This window comes from Paenibacillus sp. VT-400 (genome assembly GCF_001029205.1).
Classification (GTDB): Bacteria; Bacillota; Bacilli; order Paenibacillales; family Paenibacillaceae; genus Paenibacillus; species Paenibacillus amylolyticus.
The window spans coordinates 57,970-75,863 of record NZ_LELF01000047.1; the positions used below are offsets into that span (position 1 = coordinate 57,970).

The 17,894-nt window shown below is 47.5% G+C and carries 15 protein-coding genes; 4 read left to right on the top strand and 11 right to left on the bottom strand.

The window, feature by feature from the left end:
* Window positions 1-34: 34 nt before the first annotated feature.
* Window positions 35-1,246 carry a sensor histidine kinase gene (locus EL84_RS02800; RefSeq protein WP_053061362.1) on the top strand — a complete coding sequence of 404 codons (1,212 nt, stop codon included), beginning with the start codon at window positions 35-37 and terminating at the stop codon, window positions 1,244-1,246.
* A gap of 20 nt (window positions 1,247-1,266) precedes the next feature.
* Window positions 1,267-1,956: a response regulator transcription factor gene (locus tag EL84_RS02805; protein ID WP_047840640.1), complete on the top strand. Its 690-nt coding sequence runs from the start codon at window positions 1,267-1,269 to the stop codon at window positions 1,954-1,956.
* A gap of 90 nt (window positions 1,957-2,046) precedes the next feature.
* On the opposite strand, the gene EL84_RS02810 is transcribed toward EL84_RS02805, so the two are convergent.
* From EL84_RS02810 to ftsE, 5 genes are all read right to left on the bottom strand, one after another.
* Window positions 2,047-3,375 (bottom strand): PDZ domain-containing protein, encoded by a 1,329-nt coding sequence (locus EL84_RS02810; RefSeq protein WP_047840641.1) that lies wholly within the window; start codon window positions 3,373-3,375, stop codon window positions 2,047-2,049.
* Window positions 3,376-3,439: 64 nt separating this feature from the next.
* Window positions 3,440-4,912, bottom strand: a complete 1,473-nt coding sequence (locus tag EL84_RS02815; protein ID WP_047840642.1) for a S41 family peptidase — start codon at window positions 4,910-4,912, stop codon at window positions 3,440-3,442.
* A gap of 135 nt (window positions 4,913-5,047) precedes the next feature.
* Window positions 5,048-6,328, bottom strand: a complete 1,281-nt coding sequence (locus EL84_RS02820) for a murein hydrolase activator EnvC family protein (RefSeq protein WP_036612408.1) — start codon at window positions 6,326-6,328, stop codon at window positions 5,048-5,050.
* A 187-nt stretch (window positions 6,329-6,515) separates the two neighbouring features.
* On the bottom strand, window positions 6,516-7,433 hold the full coding sequence (ftsX, locus tag EL84_RS02825; RefSeq protein WP_047840643.1) for a permease-like cell division protein FtsX: 918 nt from the start codon (window positions 7,431-7,433) through the stop codon (window positions 6,516-6,518).
* Window positions 7,423-8,109, bottom strand: coding sequence for a cell division ATP-binding protein FtsE (gene ftsE, locus EL84_RS02830; RefSeq protein ID WP_024631580.1), 687 nt, complete (start codon window positions 8,107-8,109; stop codon window positions 7,423-7,425). The genes ftsX and ftsE overlap by 11 nt, the downstream gene beginning before the upstream one ends.
* Window positions 8,110-8,363: 254 nt before the next feature.
* Between ftsE and EL84_RS02835 the strand changes: the two genes are divergently transcribed.
* Window positions 8,364-9,797 carry a VanW family protein gene (locus tag EL84_RS02835; RefSeq protein ID WP_047840644.1) on the top strand — a complete coding sequence of 478 codons (1,434 nt, stop codon included), beginning with the start codon at window positions 8,364-8,366 and terminating at the stop codon, window positions 9,795-9,797.
* Window positions 9,798-10,010: 213 nt separating this feature from the next.
* Here EL84_RS02835 and EL84_RS02840 read toward each other — a convergent pair whose 3' ends face one another.
* The 4 genes from EL84_RS02840 to EL84_RS02855 all read right to left on the bottom strand — a co-directional run bounded on the left by EL84_RS02840 (window position 10,011) and on the right by EL84_RS02855 (window position 13,721).
* Window positions 10,011-11,564, bottom strand: a complete 1,554-nt coding sequence (locus EL84_RS02840; RefSeq protein ID WP_047840645.1) for an MDR family MFS transporter — start codon at window positions 11,562-11,564, stop codon at window positions 10,011-10,013.
* A gap of 72 nt (window positions 11,565-11,636) precedes the next feature.
* The gene (locus EL84_RS02845) at window positions 11,637-12,320 is read right to left on the bottom strand and encodes a hypothetical protein (RefSeq protein ID WP_047840646.1); all 684 of its coding nucleotides are present in this window, start codon (window positions 12,318-12,320) and stop codon (window positions 11,637-11,639) included.
* Window positions 12,321-12,354: 34 nt separating this feature from the next.
* The gene (locus tag EL84_RS02850; RefSeq protein ID WP_047840647.1) at window positions 12,355-13,083 is read right to left on the bottom strand and encodes a polymer-forming cytoskeletal protein; all 729 of its coding nucleotides are present in this window, start codon (window positions 13,081-13,083) and stop codon (window positions 12,355-12,357) included.
* A 14-nt stretch (window positions 13,084-13,097) separates the two neighbouring features.
* Window positions 13,098-13,721 carry a YhbD family protein gene (locus EL84_RS02855; protein WP_047840648.1) on the bottom strand — a complete coding sequence of 208 codons (624 nt, stop codon included), beginning with the start codon at window positions 13,719-13,721 and terminating at the stop codon, window positions 13,098-13,100.
* Window positions 13,722-13,995: 274 nt separating this feature from the next.
* Between EL84_RS02855 and EL84_RS02860 the strand changes: the two genes are divergently transcribed.
* Window positions 13,996-14,784 (top strand): alpha/beta hydrolase, encoded by a 789-nt coding sequence (locus tag EL84_RS02860; RefSeq protein WP_047840649.1) that lies wholly within the window; start codon window positions 13,996-13,998, stop codon window positions 14,782-14,784.
* Window positions 14,785-14,989: 205 nt separating this feature from the next.
* Here the strand turns inward: EL84_RS02860 and argH are convergent, their stop codons facing one another.
* On the bottom strand, window positions 14,990-16,393 hold the full coding sequence (gene argH / locus EL84_RS02865) for an argininosuccinate lyase (RefSeq protein ID WP_036612430.1): 1,404 nt from the start codon (window positions 16,391-16,393) through the stop codon (window positions 14,990-14,992).
* Between the two features lie 107 nt (window positions 16,394-16,500).
* Window positions 16,501-17,736: an argininosuccinate synthase gene (locus EL84_RS02870; protein ID WP_017692004.1), complete on the bottom strand. Its 1,236-nt coding sequence runs from the start codon at window positions 17,734-17,736 to the stop codon at window positions 16,501-16,503.
* Between the last annotated feature and the right edge of the window lie 158 nt (window positions 17,737-17,894).

A 17,894-nucleotide genomic window follows, 5' to 3' on the forward strand; every position in this document is an offset into this window, starting at 1 on the left:
ACTCCACTTTTTATATAAAGGATGTCATTTACATATGCCAATGCGGTTTCTGCAATATGGATTAATTATCGTTCCAGCAGTACTGTACCTGTTGATGCTGCCCTTGGAAAATGAAGCCGTCTACACCTTGTATATCATCATCGCGTTTGTACTCTCCGTGTGGAAAGATTTTAACCGTTCAAGTACACAGCAATGGCTTTTGCTGCTGGCCGAAATACTCTGGAGCTGCTGGCTGATTGCTTCGTATGGAACATTTATGGTATTCCTCTCTCTATCCGTGCTCTACGTGTATATGTACAGACTCAAGGGGAGCCGGAGGTGGTTGATGTTTGCGATTCAGCTTGTCGCTAACAATGTCGCTTTGCATTGGCATTATTCTGTCCCACAGGCACCGCAGCTAGGGTTAACTACACTAAATACAACCGCCACTACATTACTCTCCACAGAGACAACTGCGATGGTTCTTGGCAACCTGCTTTTGCTTATCACAGCGGCTCTGTCCTGGCAGGGATCAAGAGCGGCGAACAGCCGCGGACAACTGGAACAAGTCTATGACGAGCTTCGCAGCAAACATTACGAACTACAAGAAGCTCGTGCGCAGCTGCTGTTATTTACAAAGCAACTTGAAGGAGTGGCTCAGGCAGAGGAACGCACCCGGATCTCAAGACAACTTCATGACGATATCGGGCATCGGCTGATTCGCACCAAAATGATGTCGGAAGCCGCCCTGCTGACCCTTCCCCTGAATATGGAACAAGGAACGGAAATGGTGAGACAGATTCGCGATCAATTGGCCGATAGTATGGATGATATGCGCAGCACACTGCACAAACTGCAACCTAATTCCTATGCATCCGAAGCCTACGCCCTGGATCGTCTCCTAGAGGAAGTGGGCAGAGATACCGGCGTGAAGACCAATTATGAAGTTCATGGCCCATCCCATGTGCTGTATCCCAGCATACAAATTGTTTTATACAAAAATGCCAAAGAAGCCCTTACCAATGCCCTGCGACACGGAAATGCTTCTTCAATCAAAGTAGAGCTGGTATTTGGGGATCAGGAAGTGTGTATGAGTGTGAGTAATGATGGCAAAATCAATCCTCATTCTTCCAAGCGAAATGGCATAGGACAGGAAGGTATGCTTCTGCGCACACAAATGGTGGGAGGAGCCCTGGAGATTCAATCGGCTTATCCGTATACAGTGATTACACGCATTCCATTAACGAACCAGATGGATATACTCTGAAAAAGGAAGTGAATATTCTCATGTCCGAACGTAATGATGTGAACAACAACAATGATTCAGCCCAGCTCCCACTTATTCGGCTGATTCTCGCAGACGATGATTACTTCATTCGTGAGAGCCTGAAAGTGTTGCTTGGACTCGACTCTGGCATTTTCGTTACAGGCACGGCCTCAAATGGGCAGGAAGCGTTGGAATTGCTTGAATCAGGGACGTCTGCGGACGTGGTTTTAATGGATATTCGGATGCCGGAATGTGACGGAGTTGAAGGTACCAAACGCATCAAGGCACGTTTTCCTGAAATCCAGGTGCTCATGCTGACGACGTTTGACGACGATGAGTATATTATTCAGGCATTACAGAATGGAGCAAGCGGTTATTTGCTCAAAAACGTCCCCCCCGAACGGATAATTCAAGGCATCAAGACCGTACATAACGGCGATATGTTAATCCATCCGGATATAGCCCGCAAATTGGCAGGCCTTCTTCGTCCTGCTGCGATTCCTCTGACACAAAACCCAATCGAAGCCTATGGACTGACACGTATGGAGCTGGCGGTTGCCGAGGCCATATCGGAGGGTTTATCCAATAAGGAAATTGCCGCCAAGCTGTTCCTCAGTGAAGGCACTGTCAAAAACTATGTCACGGATATTCTCGGTAAGTTGAGCTTGCGTGATCGGACCCAAATCGCCATCTTTATGTTAAAACAATAACAAAAAAGGTATTTCCCTTGCCTGTGACGGCGCTCGGAAATACCTTTTTCATTGCTTGATTTATGCAACATACTTCATCACGTATACTAGTTACATCTCCACTGACCCTTTATCGCTGGCCACAGGGGCTGGCGGTAATGCCAAGGGAGCTTCGTCCCTTTGTGGTTTTTTCAGACGGGCGAACAATTTGAGGTTGATGATATGGAACAGCGTCAGTGGACGTAACCGAATCGCCCAGACCTCGTGATTGTCCGGTGCCATAATGACCCCAAGCTGATGATGCTCCCCTTCATAGATCGCTCTTTGCATGAACTTGCTTTCTCCCTGGTGATTTCGCACTTCAAGTTTGCAAAAAGCTGGGTTCATCCGCAGAGCACGATGCAACTCTTCCGGTGAATGAACCAACTTACCATTCACCTTGTACAATGTCTCTCCTGCTTCAATCCCCAAATCCGCTGCAGGACTCTCCGGAATAACAGCCAATACCTTCAACCCATGCTGCGGATGGACAAATACCGGACTACGGTTTTGCTCTTCAAACGCGCTGTACCATACCAGAAATTCATGTCCAATAAATGCGATCAGCGCAGCAACCACCATGAGTGGAGACCACCATGCAGCAAGCAAACTGAACACGAGCAAAGTTGCCCCGTATATCATCAACCGCTTGGATGAGATCTGTACCTTTTGTCCCGGAAGCATACTCTGCGTTATCTCACCAAATCCGAGCATAATCGGCAACGCAACCAGCATGTAACTATGACCTGCATTCATCAGTGGATTCCATGCCAGCTCCGCGCCACCTCCTGTGACTGGAACAAGAATCAGTAGAGGAATGGCCCAGAACTGCTGCAATTGATATCCACCAACCAGTTTCCCGCGTTTTCCCTCGAAGAGAAGTGGTGATGCCATCGATACCCCCTGCATGCGTACCAACAAGGCTTCACCCATATGTAGAAGGGCAGCCAGGACAAGCAGTGCAGGCATATCCAGGGTACGTAGCGTTTCCGTGATAGTGCCCATCCAACCCGATGGTTGCCAGCCTGAAGCCACATTCAAACCAAATTGCAGCACACCCAGTAACCCGGCCGCATAAGCAAAGCACAGATACCGGATACGGAATAAGGATAGAATTAATGTTGCAGCCCATATGCATATCAGGCTTCCCAGTGTAAGGTGTGCACCGAGGAATAGGGACACGATCGAGACAATGGTACCGATGAGTATGCCTCCGAGCACCGCCCGAATCGTCTGTGTTATCGAGCTTTGCAAACGGACATGAAACAATTTACGCTCCTGTAGTAACTGACGATGATAGATCAGCGCAATCAGGATCACCGCAATATAATAAAACGGCTGAATAAACAACTGCAACAAAGCTTCCCCTAATGTAGTTAACCACGGCCATACCCATTCCATTGTGGTCGGTCACCCCTCTCTTTCAGCCGGTTCAGAAAAAAAGAAGGCTGAAAATCAGCCTTCTTTATGGCTTCGACACAGCGGACGAAATATCCTTTGAGACATTTTCGATCGCGCGTTTCAGCTGTGCATCATATTGAGGATTGGCAATACGTTCAATCAGAGCCGCTTCCAGTGATTCAGCGGTTTTCTCGTCAATCTGGCCTGTAGCCTGAATGCCTTTTTGCTTCTGGAATGCCTTGACCGCTTCTTCCGTCTTCTGGTCGTAGTATCCATCCACACGATCCGGTTTGAAATCGAGTCCTCTCAGCATCGTCTGCGCACTTTTCACATCCGTGCTATTACTGTCATATTTCAGTGGTAACTTCTCTTTGTTAATCGGTGCCACCGAGAAATAATCTGGCTGGTCTACCGCAATATCCGGTTTGATTCCTTTTTCATGAATCCAGTCTCCGTTCGGAGTGAGCCACTTGGCAATGGTGATCTTCAGCAAGCTGCCGTCACCCATCTGCTTGTCATAACTCGTCTGTACGGTTCCTTTACCAAAGGAGTTTTCACCAATCAACTTAGCACCTGCTGATTGTTGTAATGCACCGGCCAAAATCTCCGACGCACTCGCACTGCCTTTGTTCATCAGGACTGTGACTGGGTAAGCTTTGGCTGATCCATTGGATTTACTTTGTTCCTTTTTGCCGTTCTTGTCTTCAACTTGCACAATAACCTTGCCTTTAGGAACAAACTGTTCAGCAATATCAATAACAACTTGCAATACACCGCCTGGATCATTCCGTACGTCGATGACCAGACCTTTCATGTTCTGCTTCTCAAGCTTCGCCAACTCTTCCTTAAAGCGATCGCCTGTATTCAAAGAGAATTGAGTAATGGCAATAACGCCAATTCCGCCATCCTCCATGTGAGCATATACGGTCTCCAGATCAATATCATCACGTACAATCACAAAATCAATCAGCTCGGAAGATCCAGCACGTTTAACTTGTACCTTCGCTTCACTGCCCTTGGGACCTCTGATTTTGTTAACAGCCTTGTTCAGTTCCAAACCTTGCAAGGATTCGCCGTTGACCGACATAATCATGTCTTTTGCACGAATACCCGCTTTCTCGGCAGGAGATCCTTTGATTGGGGAAACAACAACAACGTTTCCATCCTGTGAGGATACCTCTGCGCCAATACCGGTAAAGGAACCTTCGATCGACTCTTCAAACTGAGCAGCCGTTTCCTGCCCCATATAGTTGGAGTACGGATCACCAAGTGATTCCATCATGCCGTTGATCGCACCGTCAATCAATTTGGTCTGATCCACATCTTTATAATAGTTGCTTGAGATCAAATCCATCGCGGTTTCAATCTTCTTCAAATCGTTCTTCTGCTGTGTATTACCGGTTACACTGGCCAGCAAACCTTCGCCCGGTGTGGCCTGGCTCGCTATTCCCGGATACGTCATTAATACCAGGGTTAGTAAACTACCGCCAAGGAGACCCACAATGACAAGCAGTAGCGCCGATCTTTTCTTCATCATCCGTTTGTCACCGCCTTTAGTTTTGAAGCGTGTCCGATTCCATTGTTGCCAGAATCCATTCCCTGAACATGCCAGCTTATTATATGTCTAGCTTGTACGGAATATGTTTTTTCCATTCGAACGATGGAGCAATAATTACAAATAGTTCATCGGATTTACAGCGGTACCGTTGTCTCTCACTTCAAAGTGCAAGTGAGGTCCAGTAGAGTTCCCTGTATTTCCTGACTCAGCAATGGTATCCCCTTTGCTTACTGTGTCTCCCTTGCTGACTTTGAATCCACCTTCGCGCAAGTGACCATATAACGTCCATAGTCCACCGCCGTGGTCCACAATAACCGTATAACCATAACCGCTATACCATTCAGCCATGATCACGATTCCGCCAGAAGCAGCGTGAACCGAAGTTCCCTGAGGAACAGCAAAATCGACACCGGCATGCATTTTACCCACTACACCCGTAATTGGATGGGTACGGGGGCCGAATCCAGAAGAAATACGTCCTCCAGATACCGGTCTTGAGAAGATACCATTACCGGATGAATACGTGACCTCACTGCTACTATCCGAACTCACTCTAGTAGGCGCCTTGGCTGCAGCTTTCGCCCGAGCCGCTGCTGCGGCTTTTGCTTTGGCTGCGGCAGCTGCCTGCTGTTCACGCAATTTATTTTTCTCTTGAAGAAGTGCCGAACGTTTGCTGGCAATCTGCATTAATACATCTTCCTGCTCTTGTGTCAGCTCTTCTGACTCTTCAATTTTAGCATCATATGAAGCGAGAAGCACTTGCTTTTCCGCTTCTTTTTCATTCAATTGGGACTTGCGCTGTTTCTTCTGTGCATACAGACTCTTGGCTTCCGCATATTGCACATCCAGTTCTGCCTTTTTGTCCACAACCAGTTGCTTGTCCGCTTTATGTTCATCCAGCAGATGCTGATCCTGATCCACAATCGTTTTGAGTGAATCCGCACGGGTCAGGAAGTCAGTGAAGCTAGTAGAGGACAACAATACATCCAGATAGGATACAGCACCGTCCGTATACATCAGACGCACGCGTGACTCCAAAAGTTTCTCCCTTGCAACAATGCGTTCTTCTGCCGCTTGCAGATCTTTTTTTGTTGTACGGAGATCTTCCTCCGTGTTCTCGATCTGCAAGGATACACTGGCCAGTTCATCACTAACGACATTGATCTGTTCCATAACAACCTTCAGATAAGCGTTGGTTTTGTTCTTGTAATGCTGTGCTTCCTTTTTGTTGGAAGCCGCTTTTTTTTGCTCCTGCTTGGCAGAAGCGGCCTTGCTCTCCAGTTGCTGAATCTGTTGGTCAATATCGCTGATGCTACTCTTGGCATATCCGTCAGAAGGTTGAAGCGTCAAACTGGCCAATAACGTAAAGGCCAGCAGCGAAGCGGTTTTTTTCAAAATGATGATCCCCCATCCTATGATTTCACAAGAAAGCAACCTGCACAGGTGGTGAACAGCATGTTCTTTGCTTTCTTCAATCTTAAAAGACTCCGTCTTTCCTACATATCGTCAAACAGCGTCCATTAATGAACCTGCTTTACCATTCTTTTCGACATATTCTGCAATTCGATCGTTGAAAACAAAATTAAACGTTGAGTGATTTCCGAATGGACAGTGTACTTCCCAAAATACCTACCAGCACACCAAGTCCGATCAACAGTGTTCCAAACAGCCCCCAGATTTCGCCGAGCGGGATCAAGTTAAGCATCTGCATGAAAACATCCTGACCAATCGTCTTCATCAACTGGCTGTACCCAACAAACAGCACACCAACCGTAATGACAGAGCCAATAAATCCAATGAGTGCACCTTCAATAAAGAAAGGCCAGCGAATAAAGGTATTGGTTGCACCAACCAGCTTCATAATTCCGATCTCCCGGCGACGTGCCAGAATCGTTACGCGAATCGTATTCGAGATCAGGAACATGGACATGAGACCCAGTCCCCCGACAAAAATAAATCCGATGTTACGAACAAGCTTCGTAAATTTGAACAACACTTCCACCGTTTCCTTGCCGTAGTTCACTTTCATGATCGGCTTCTCCGGGTGTTTTTCGTTCAAAGCTTCGATTTTTTGCGCCACAAAAGTGACGGTTTCCGGTTCAATGACCTCAACTTCAATGGTCTCCGGCAGTGGGTTGTTGTCCACATCGAAACCGCTAAGCACGTTATCTGCACTCTCTCCAAGACGCTCACGGAACTCCTTGAGTCCTTCTTCCTTGGAAACAAAACGAATCTCACTTACTTCAGGCATCGCGCTGATTTCTTTCTCCAGTGTGTTACGCAGGTTCTCGTCCACATTCAGTTCGAGGAACGTGCTGATCTCCACCTGGCTATCAACCTGATTCGCCATGGAGTTCACATTGAGCACCAGCAACATAAACACACCAAGAATCAATAGCGACACAATGATGGACATGATGGAGGCCACAGACATCCAGCCGTTGCGGAATACGTTTTTGAATCCCTCCCGCAGATGGCGCAAGAGAGTACTAAAATTCATAACCGTATTCCCCTCTCATCTGATCCCGTACAATCTGTCCACGTTCAATCGCAATTACCCGCTTACGCATCGTATTCACGATATCTTTGTTGTGGGTTGCCATAACAATGGTTGTTCCCCGGAAATTAATCTCATCCAATAGTTGCATAATGCCCCACGACGTCTCCGGATCGAGGTTACCTGTAGGTTCATCCGCGATAATAACCGATGGGTTATTGACGATAGCCCGTGCAATGGCAATACGCTGCTGTTCTCCACCCGAGAGCTGTGAAGGTTCGCGATTTGCCTTACTCCGCAGTCCCACCAAGTCGAGCACTTCCATCACTCGTTTTTTGATATGACGCTTCGGTGCTTCAATAACTTCCATGGCAAATGCCACATTCTCAAATGCTGTCATCCGTGGCAGCAGACGAAAATCCTGGAACACAACGCCGATGTTACGACGCACATAAGGAATCTTTCTTGGCTTTAACTTACCAATATTAAATCCGTTAATGGATATTTGTCCTTTGGTCGGAACTTCTTCTCTGTACATCAATTTCATAAATGTTGATTTACCTGCGCCGGACGGACCGACGATATAGACAAATTCATTGCGGTCGATCTTCACCGACACCCCTTGTAATGCGTGGGTCCCATTGGCGTAGGTCTTCCACACGTCCTGCATTTCTATCACATCATCACTTCCTGCTCGCATAGTTAGCCATTATAATTTCGACACAATCCCGGCATTTCCTTTAAAAAGACCTGAATTTCATCAGGGAAAAATCCACTTCGTTCCTGTTTCAATGGTGAAGCATGGATTCATATGAAGTTTATTGTAACAAATTTGTTACCTATTGAGTACCCGAAAGTTTTCCTGCATTGGATCATATATATAGAAAGTGTTACAAAGTCGGGAACAACTGAAGTATAAAGGAGCGTACGGTTATGAAAAAAATACATTTGACGGTCATTGTTCTATTCTCCATCCTCTTGATCGGCTCCGCGTCTTATGGATTGCTGTATATGTACGTGAATCAACCTGCCCTGCCCAAAAACGTTCATGTTGGCGGCATGCTGGTGGAGGGGAAGAATCGCAAGAACGTATTGCATGAATTGGATGAGCAGATCCAAAAGCTGGAGGACTGGCCTGTCACCTTTGAAGTGACTGAACCCAACCCCCAGACGATGTCGTATAGCGCAGCTCAGGTGGGGGTGAGCTACAACGTTAACAGCTTGAAATCCGCGATACAACAGCTGGAGGAAGGTAACCTGTGGGAACGCGCTTATGCACGTTATCATTTTCCGAAAGAGTTCTCTCTCGATATGACCTACAACTCAAGACCACTCCAAGAACATCTCAGCCCTGCCTGGGAAAAAGAAACCTTCGGTACACCTGCGGACGCTGTTCGCCGCATTACCACAAGTGACAAAGTCCAGTATATCCCGGAAAAGGGCGTCCGCCGCATTGATTGGGATACACTCACAAGTCTCATTCAGACCAAGTTGCACCGAGATTTCAGTGTACTGAACCCGGATGAAAAACCAGCCCCATTGCTGATCCAGGTACCACTGTATACGCTGAAACCTGAAGTAACTCTTGATTCGCTGCGCCAGGAAGGCATTGACCGAAAGATCATCCAGTTCTCCACGGGTCTGGGCAATAGTAGTGAAGGCCGGATACATAATGTCAGCGCAGCAGCGGAAGCGATTAACGGCATGATTTTGCCACCAGATGCCACATTCGATTATGAGAAGGTCGTCCGTAAAGCTGAAAAGGAGTATGGGTTTCGTGAGGCCCCGGTCATTGTTAATGGCAGACTAACCCCCGGAATTGGCGGGGGAATCTGTCAGGTATCCAGTACGGTGTATAACGCAGCGCTATTGACGGGTCTTGATATTATTGAGCGTCGCAACCATTCCCTGCCGGTCAAATATTTGCCCAAAGGACTGGATGCCACCTTTGCCTCGGGAGCCATCAATTTTCGCTTCAAGAACAATACAGGAAAATCCTTACTCATTCATGCAGAGGTGAAGAACCATCAATTGATGGTGAAATTTTTCGGCACATTCCCGGAGAATGTCAGCTATGCACTTGAATCTCGCACCATTGAAACATTAAGTGTTCCGGTAAAGTATGTGTCCAGTACTGTACTGCCTGATGGTGCACAGCAGGTGCTGCAAGACGGACAGCCTGGATATATTGTTGAGACGGTAAGAACCAAGAGGCTGGACGGCAAAGTGGTCGAATCCAAAACGATTACACGGGACACGTACAAAGCTCAGAATCGCCTGATTGCCCGCTCCGGTCATAGCAGCCTGCCTGACCCACAAGGGCCTTCTGTTGTCGAGGACGGGATTAGCGATACGAAACAGCCTTAGGTTCCTTTTCTGAAGCAGCCAAAAGAGTTCAATCTGTAATTCATGCATTCTAGGATAAACTGATCCTACGAAAACAAAAAGACACACTTCCCGTCCCTTTTAAGGATACGCGAGAAGTGTGTCTTTTTATGGTTTAAGATATGTTATTCGAGTTTTACCAAGCTACGATCAGCTGTACTACCTTAACTTATAGTTAGTTTACTGCATTACGGTTTAGTGACCGCCGGTGTATTCGCCTTGCCCTTCCCCTACGACCATCTTCTCTTTTCCCATGAAGAAGGAAGCGACCAACGCGAGTGCAGCCGGAATTACAGCCCAGGCAAATAACTGCACGATGGAAGAGGACAGGGCATGTGTGATGGTATCCAGCACCTGAGGCGGAATCGCCTGTCTGAGTTCTGGTGAGAGCAGCGCATGTGGATCGGTCAGATCCACTCCCTGCGGCACGCCACCCGCAGAAGCACCGCCTGCTTCCGCAGCTGAACCAGCGAGAGCATCATTCATTTTACGCGTAAATACCTGGCTCTGTACGATACCAAAGATCGTAATGCCCATCGTCATACCGAGGGACCGCAAAAAGTTAAGTGTGGAGCTTGCTGCTCCGCGTCTTTGCGGTTCAAATGCGTTCATGGCTGCATTGCTAAGTACGGAGAACGAAGCACCGACACCCAGACCAACCATCACCATGTAGATACGTATCGTCCAAAGGGATGAATTCTCATCCAGTGTAGTCAACAATCCAAGTCCAATGACAAGCAAGGCTAACGTAGGAATCATAATATTACGATACTTGATTTTGGTCATCAACACCCCGCCTAGGGACGCCGTCACAACGGACCCAAGCATCATGGGCAGAAGCACAAGACCGGAGTTGGTCGCTTTACCACCGAGTACCCCCTGTATGAAGATCGGAATGTACACGGATGCTGTAATGAACGCCGCACCACTGAACATACCAATAACGTTACTGGACCAGTAGACCCGGTTGCGGAACATGCTGAAGGAGATGATTGGTTCTTTGGCTTTGGTTTCTGCAAAAAGGAAGAGCAGGGCTAATGCTACAAATCCGGCAAACAAGCCAAGAATCTGCCACGAACCCCAGGCAAATGTTTTGCCACCAAGTTCCAGACCAAAGATCAGGCACACAACAGCACCGATCAGTGTTACAGCACCCAGCCAGTCGATCTGTTGGGATTGATGCTGATGGGATTCTTTATAGAAGAACGCAATAAACACAAATGCAATCAAGCCTAGCGGCAGGTTGATATAGAATACCCATTCCCATGTCGCATACTGGGTAATGTAAGCACCGAGCAGAGGTCCGAATACGCTGGAGAGGCCAAAGACGGCTCCAAACAATCCACCCAATTTACCACGAGATTCTGGTGCAACGACATCAAACATGATCGTAAAAGCAATCGGCACCAGGGCCCCCGCTCCAATACCTTGAATCGCTCTGTACATCGTCAATTCCACAATAGACGTTGCCGTTCCGCACAGCGCTGAGCCAAGCATAAACACAATAATACCAAATACAAAAAACTTCTTCCGTCCATACATATCGGATAGCTTACCAAAGATCGGCATCCCTGCCATCTCAGCCACCATGTACGCGGAGGTAACCCAGACGAACTTGTCGAGCCCACCCAGCTTCCCGACAATATCCCCCATAGCTGTTGCCACGATGGTATTATCCATCGAAGCCATTAATATGCTGAGCAGTAACCCTGCCAGCACCAATCCAATACTGTTTTTACGTGCAACCATTGTACTCAATCTCTCCATTCACGCTCTATTCATATGACTGCATTAGTATATCCGAAAAGAAGTCTGCGTTAATCAGTCCAAGGACCGATTGCTTTGCAGCAAAACTTCCGATTGCGGATGAATTTGCAGAGATGAACGGTATTCCACTGTACCAATCCGGCAGCCAGGACCAATTTTTATTTTATCGCCACGGACAATCTCGGCCTCCGTATTCTCTAATTCAATATCATCACCTTCGATAATCTGTGCTTTGAGAATTGATTTATTCCCCGTAAACAAGTCATTCAACCGTCCACTCTTCACAGAGATGATGGAACCACCCATTTCCTTGACCTCGGATGGACCCATGATTTTGAGTGTGATGTGTTCAGCGCTGAGCATCCCCGCTATCGTCAACCGTCCGTTCAGCTTGATATTTTCCGCCTGACAATCCCCTGACAGATGAAGTTCACCGACCACTTTTATATGCTCAGCTTTGGCATGCAGGCCAGATGCCTGGATTCCATCCTCACCACCGTTGCTGGCCTCTCGCTCTGTCAGAGTAAGGGTTCCGGTAATTTTAATATCTGTGGATTCAAGCGATCCGTATATGACCGATGTACCCGTACATTTGAATCGATCACAAGATAGATTGTCGTTAAAGGACGCGTCCCCTACGACCTTGATCTTGCCGTACACGCCACCAGAAGAACTGCCATCACCAACGATGCTGATATCCATTTTTTTGTCCAATGAACGCCCATGATTGTTATTCATGTCGATCCCATCCCTTTCTCTCCATATCCAAACTTTAAATTCGCTGACTGCTGCCCACCTTGGCATCCTGATCTACCTCAAGTTCACCTGAATACTCAACCAGTCTGATGTTACAGCCGCGACCGATAAAAATGTTACTCCCCCGCACAATGTCAGCTTCGGTATCTTCCAGCACAATCTCATCACCCTCAATTAAGGATGTCTTAAATGAAGGGGTCCCGCCCAGACCAATACTTTTCCAAAAGCCATTCTGTTGTTCCTTGCGACGAATATCGATACGCTCTCCGCCAATCTCTTTAGCCGAAGAAGATGTATGCAGCCTGATCTCCACTGTTCCCGCATTCAGTAAGCCGCTGATCTTAATATTGCCCCGTACATTCAGGGACTCACATTGGACATCCCCTTCAATATCGATCACACCGCCAATATCAATTCGTTCCCCATCTACTCTTCCACGTACGGTACACTTTCCGTTCACTTCAAGTTCAGGGCTATGGAGATCTCCGTTAATCGTCGTCAAACCATCCACCCGAACACGAGAACTGGTCAGAGGTCCATTCAACGTGCACATGCCGTTAATCGCTGCACTCTCGGAGGTCAAAGCGCCGTGCATCTTCAATGTTCCATTCACTTCCATAGAGGTGCAGTCCAGGTTGCCGTTCACCTTAGCCATGCCATCAATAGATACACGGTGAAAATTCCCGCCTGCCGTTTGACTTATACCCGCCACATTCAGATCATTCCGCTTATTCCGCTCTTCCATAGATGATCCTCTCCTTATCCCAATTTGAGTTTTAATTCTTCCATAAATGTTCCCATCGGCTGCCTAAGAACCACTTTCACACCATTGTCAAAATAAAACTCCGTTCCTGCTGTTACCAGCATGAATGAAGGAACACCCATCTTACGAATAAGCACGAGTTCGCTGGGTTTGCCTGTAAAACGATAATAATGTTCGGACATCACTTTGATCAGCAACGAACCCTCTTGCCGAGTAATATCTCCGCTCATTAACAGCTTATCAAGGACGTAGAGCATCATAATCTGCTCCAAAGCATACAGCGGTTGTTCTCGACCTGCTTCTTTTAACAGATCCAGCGAGATCTGTGAAACAATGTTTCGCTCTAATAGTTGCTGTGCAGACATCTCTACTTCACCCAACGTAGGTGAAAACACGTCTGCCAGCTCATCCAGCGATAATCCGTCTTTCATATTGAGAATCTTGTCAATGCGCAGTAAAATCTGTTGTTTGGGAAAAAAGGTTTCTTGTCCGGTGTAGGACGACTTCCGAATGAACCATTCTTCCGGAATGAGATTTTTCCGCTTCCAACGGTATAACTGGCCGTATGAGATTCCTGTCAGGTCCAACAATTCTTTCTTGGAGATCAAATCATCCGTCATATATGGTCCCCCTTTTTATTGAAATGAGTGTAACATAACATTGTTACGTTGTAAACTATACTTAAAAATCGATGATCTGATTACATATTTCCACTTTAACCACTGGTGTGAAATTCTTTGTTTTCTACTGTAGATCTTGTTATTGCAATGGAAGCGTAATGCGTATAACCTGTTACATATAAACACTTTGGAGGACTAGGCATCCGATTTCCATCCCATCGTCTCATGTCAGAACACGTGGTTAACGAACTTATGAAAGGGGTTTCTTATACTCATGGCACTTATTAAATGTGATTTTTACTCGGATACGCTCGGGCTTAGCACCAGCATGCATGTCATTCTGCCGCAACAAACCCACAATCAGATCGGTATGGAGAATGTGACTGGCAAAGGACTACACCCAACCCTGTACCTGCTGCACGGCCTGTCTGATGATGATTCCATCTGGCTGCGTCGGACTTCCATCGAACGTTATGTGGCCAACCTCGGAATCGCCGTTGTTATGCCACAGGTTCACCGCAGCTTCTATACAGATATGGTAGAAGGCGGACGTTATTGGAGCTTTATCAGTGAAGAACTGCCGGCACTTGCTCGTTCTTTCTTCCCGCTCTCAGACCAACGGGAGGACAATTTCGTTGCCGGATTATCCATGGGTGGCTATGGGGCGTTCAAGCTGGCCCTTCGTAAACCAGATCAATATGCTGCAGCTGCCAGTTTGTCTGGAGCACTCGATATGTCTGCACATATGGATAGAAACGCATCCTCAGCATTGCAACAGACGGAGTTACAACGTATTTTCGGACCAGAGGTGGCAGGCACCGAGAATGATCTGATTCATCTGTTAAAAGAAAGACAATCTAGCGAAAGTCCTCGGCCTTTGCTCTACCAATGCTGCGGAACGGAAGATTTCCTGTATGAGGATAATCAAACCTTCCGTCAAGCCTGTGAACAGACGAACTTCGAACTGACGTACGAGGAAGGGCCTGGTGAACATGAGTGGGGCTACTGGGATGCCAAGATTCAGGATGTATTGAAATGGTTGCCTTTACAAAAGCGCGATTAGTGGAGAATTGCAATGGAGCTACCGCGAGTAACTAAACTGGTACTCCGATAGTAGAACAACCTAACATCCGTTCGCGGTTGAGTAGAATGTATCTAAAGCACATCGCTGTAAAACACAAAAAGCAGGCCGCTGAGAACAAAGTTCTCTGGCCTGCTTCTTTGTTGTACTGTTGTATCTGTAAGGGTACCTTATAGTAGCGGTGGTATTAACCGCGGTTCGTAATCCATTGCTCGGTGATCTCCAGTACCTTCTCACTGCGTCCAATCGCTTCAGCAACTTGACCCGAAGCTGTCCCGCCGTAAACATTACGAGCGTTCACTACCGCTTCCGGTTGCAGCACATCATAGATCCGGTCATCAAACAGTGGTGAGAACTGACGGAATTCATCAATCGTCAGATCCAGCAAATACTTGCTGTTCTGGATGCAGTACAGTACCGTTTTACCAATCACTTCATGCGCCTGACGGAAAGGCAAGCCTTCTCCCACGAGGAAGTCGGCAATATCCGTAGCGTTGGAGAAATCCTGGTTGACCGCTTGACGCATGCGATCCTTGTTCACTGTCATTGTCGCGATCATTGGAGCAAACAGTTGCAGTGCACCCTCCAGCGTCGCTACTGTATCAAACATGCCTTCTTTGTCTTCCTGCATGTCTTTGTTGTATGCCAGTGGAAGAGATTTCAGTACCGTCAGCAATCCGATCAGGTTGCCGTACACACGTCCTGTTTTACCACGCACGAGTTCAGGAACGTCCGGGTTTTTCTTCTGAGGCATAATGCTGCTGCCTGTGCAGAACGCATCGTCCAGTTCAACGAATCCAAACTCTGTGCTGCTCCACAGTACCAGCTCTTCACTCAGACGGGACAAGTGAGTCATGATCAGCGAAGCTGCCGCCAGAAACTCAACGATAAAGTCACGGTCGCTTACTGCGTCCAGACTGTTCTCGTAAACCCCATCAAAGCCCAGTTGTTCCGCCACAAAATGACGGTCAATCGGGAATGTTGTGCCCGCGAGCGCACCTGCGCCCAGTGGCAGGATGTTAATGCGTTTGTAGCTGTCCATCAGACGCTCCGCATCCCGTTGGAACATGGATACATACGCCATCAGGTGATGAGCGAACAGAATCGGCTGTGCCCGCTGAAGATGCGTATAACCCGGTACAATTGTATCGAGGTTATCTTTCGCTTGTCCAATCAGTGCTTCCTGCAAGGAATGCAGCATGCCTACAAATCCAACGACGCGCTCACGCAGGTACAAGTGCATATCCGTTGCAACTTGATCGTTCCGGCTACGGCCTGTATGTAATTTACCGCCTACAGGACCAATCGTCTCGATCAGGTTTTTCTCAATATTCATGTGGATGTCTTCGTCCGATACGGAGAATTCCACTTCGCCCGCACGGATTTTGTGCAGAACGGTGATCAATCCTTCTTTGATCGTCTCTACATCTTCCGCTGGCAGAATGCCACATTTGCCCAGCATCGTTACATGAGCCAGACTACCCTGAATGTCTTCCTCAGCCAAAGCTTTGTCAAAATTGATCGATGCCGTATATTCCTCAACCAAATGATTGGTTTGTTTTGTAAAACGTCCTCCCCACAGCTTGCTCACGGTGAGTACTCCCCTTTCGCTCATGGACAAAGCCGCTCCTGCCAGATGTGCAAGAACGGCCTGCCTTGTCATTTATATTGATATAGCTCTATAGATGCAGGTTGAAATTAGTTTTTGTTTTGCTCCACGCCGGAGTTTACTTTCAAACGCAGTGCATTCAGGCGGATAAAGCCTGTTGCATCACCTTGATCGTAGGCTTGCGTTGGATCAGCTTCCATCGTTGCGATGTCCGGATTGTAGAGGCTGACAGGACTTTTCACGCCTGCGCCGATGATGTTGCCTTTGTACAGTTTCACACGAACTGTACCTGTAACGTTCTTCTGGCTTTCAGTCACCAGTGCTTGCAGCGCCAGACGTTCCGGTGCGAACCAGAAGCCGTTGTAAACGAGTGTGCTGTAACGTGTGATCAGGCTATCACGCAGGTTCATCACTTCACGGTCCATCGTGATGGACTCCATTTTGCGATGTGCTGTGAACAAGATTGTTCCACCTGGTGTTTCGTATACGCCACGGCTCTTCATACCAACAAAACGGTTCTCAACCATATCTACACGGCCAATACCATGTTTGCCACCCAGCTCGTTCAGTTGCTCCATCACTTGCAGTGGGCTCAAGCGCTCACCGTTCAGTGCAACACAGTCACCTTGTTCGAATTCCAGTTCAACATATTCCGCTTGATCTGGTGCATCTTCAGGTGCACTGCTCAGCAGGAACATGTCTTTGTTCTCGTCCGCGCTTGGATCGAACCAAGGATCTTCGAGCACACCGCTCTCATAGCTGATATGCAGCAAGTTACGGTCTGTGGAGTATGGTTTAGCCGCAGAAGCGGTTACCGGAATACCATGTTTCTCAGCGTACGCGATCATCTCGGCACGTCCCGGGAATTGGTTACGGAATTCTTCCAGACGCCAAGGTGCAATTACGTTAATGTCTGGTGTCAGTGCAGCCGCGTTCAACTCAAACCGAACTTGGTCATTTCCTTTACCTGTAGCGCCGTGAGCGATGGCTGTAGCACCTTCTGCACGAGCGATGTCCACCATACGTTTAGCGATCAGTGGACGAGCAATACTTGTGCCAAGCAGGTATTGTCCTTCATAGAGGGCACCTGCCTGGAACATCGGATAGATGAAATCTTTTGCGAATTCATCGCGCAGATCGTCAATGTATACTTTGGAAGCGCCTGTTGCCAGTGCTTTTTCCTCCAAACCGTCCAATTCATCCTTTTGTCCAATATCCGCTGTGAAAGCGATAATCTCTGCATCATACGTTTCTTTCAACCATTTCAAAATTACAGATGTGTCCAACCCGCCTGAATACGCGAGTACAATTTTTTCCTTAGCCATGTTCGATGGTCCTCCCCAAGATCAGTTAAGTTAAACAGAGCCTTCATACACTGAATCCTACGAGCCAGAAAATCCTTCCGATCACTGTTATCCCCAGATTTTTTTCATCCCTTTATGACAAAGGGTAAAATCCGGGGATAGCCTATGCTTCGGATGCA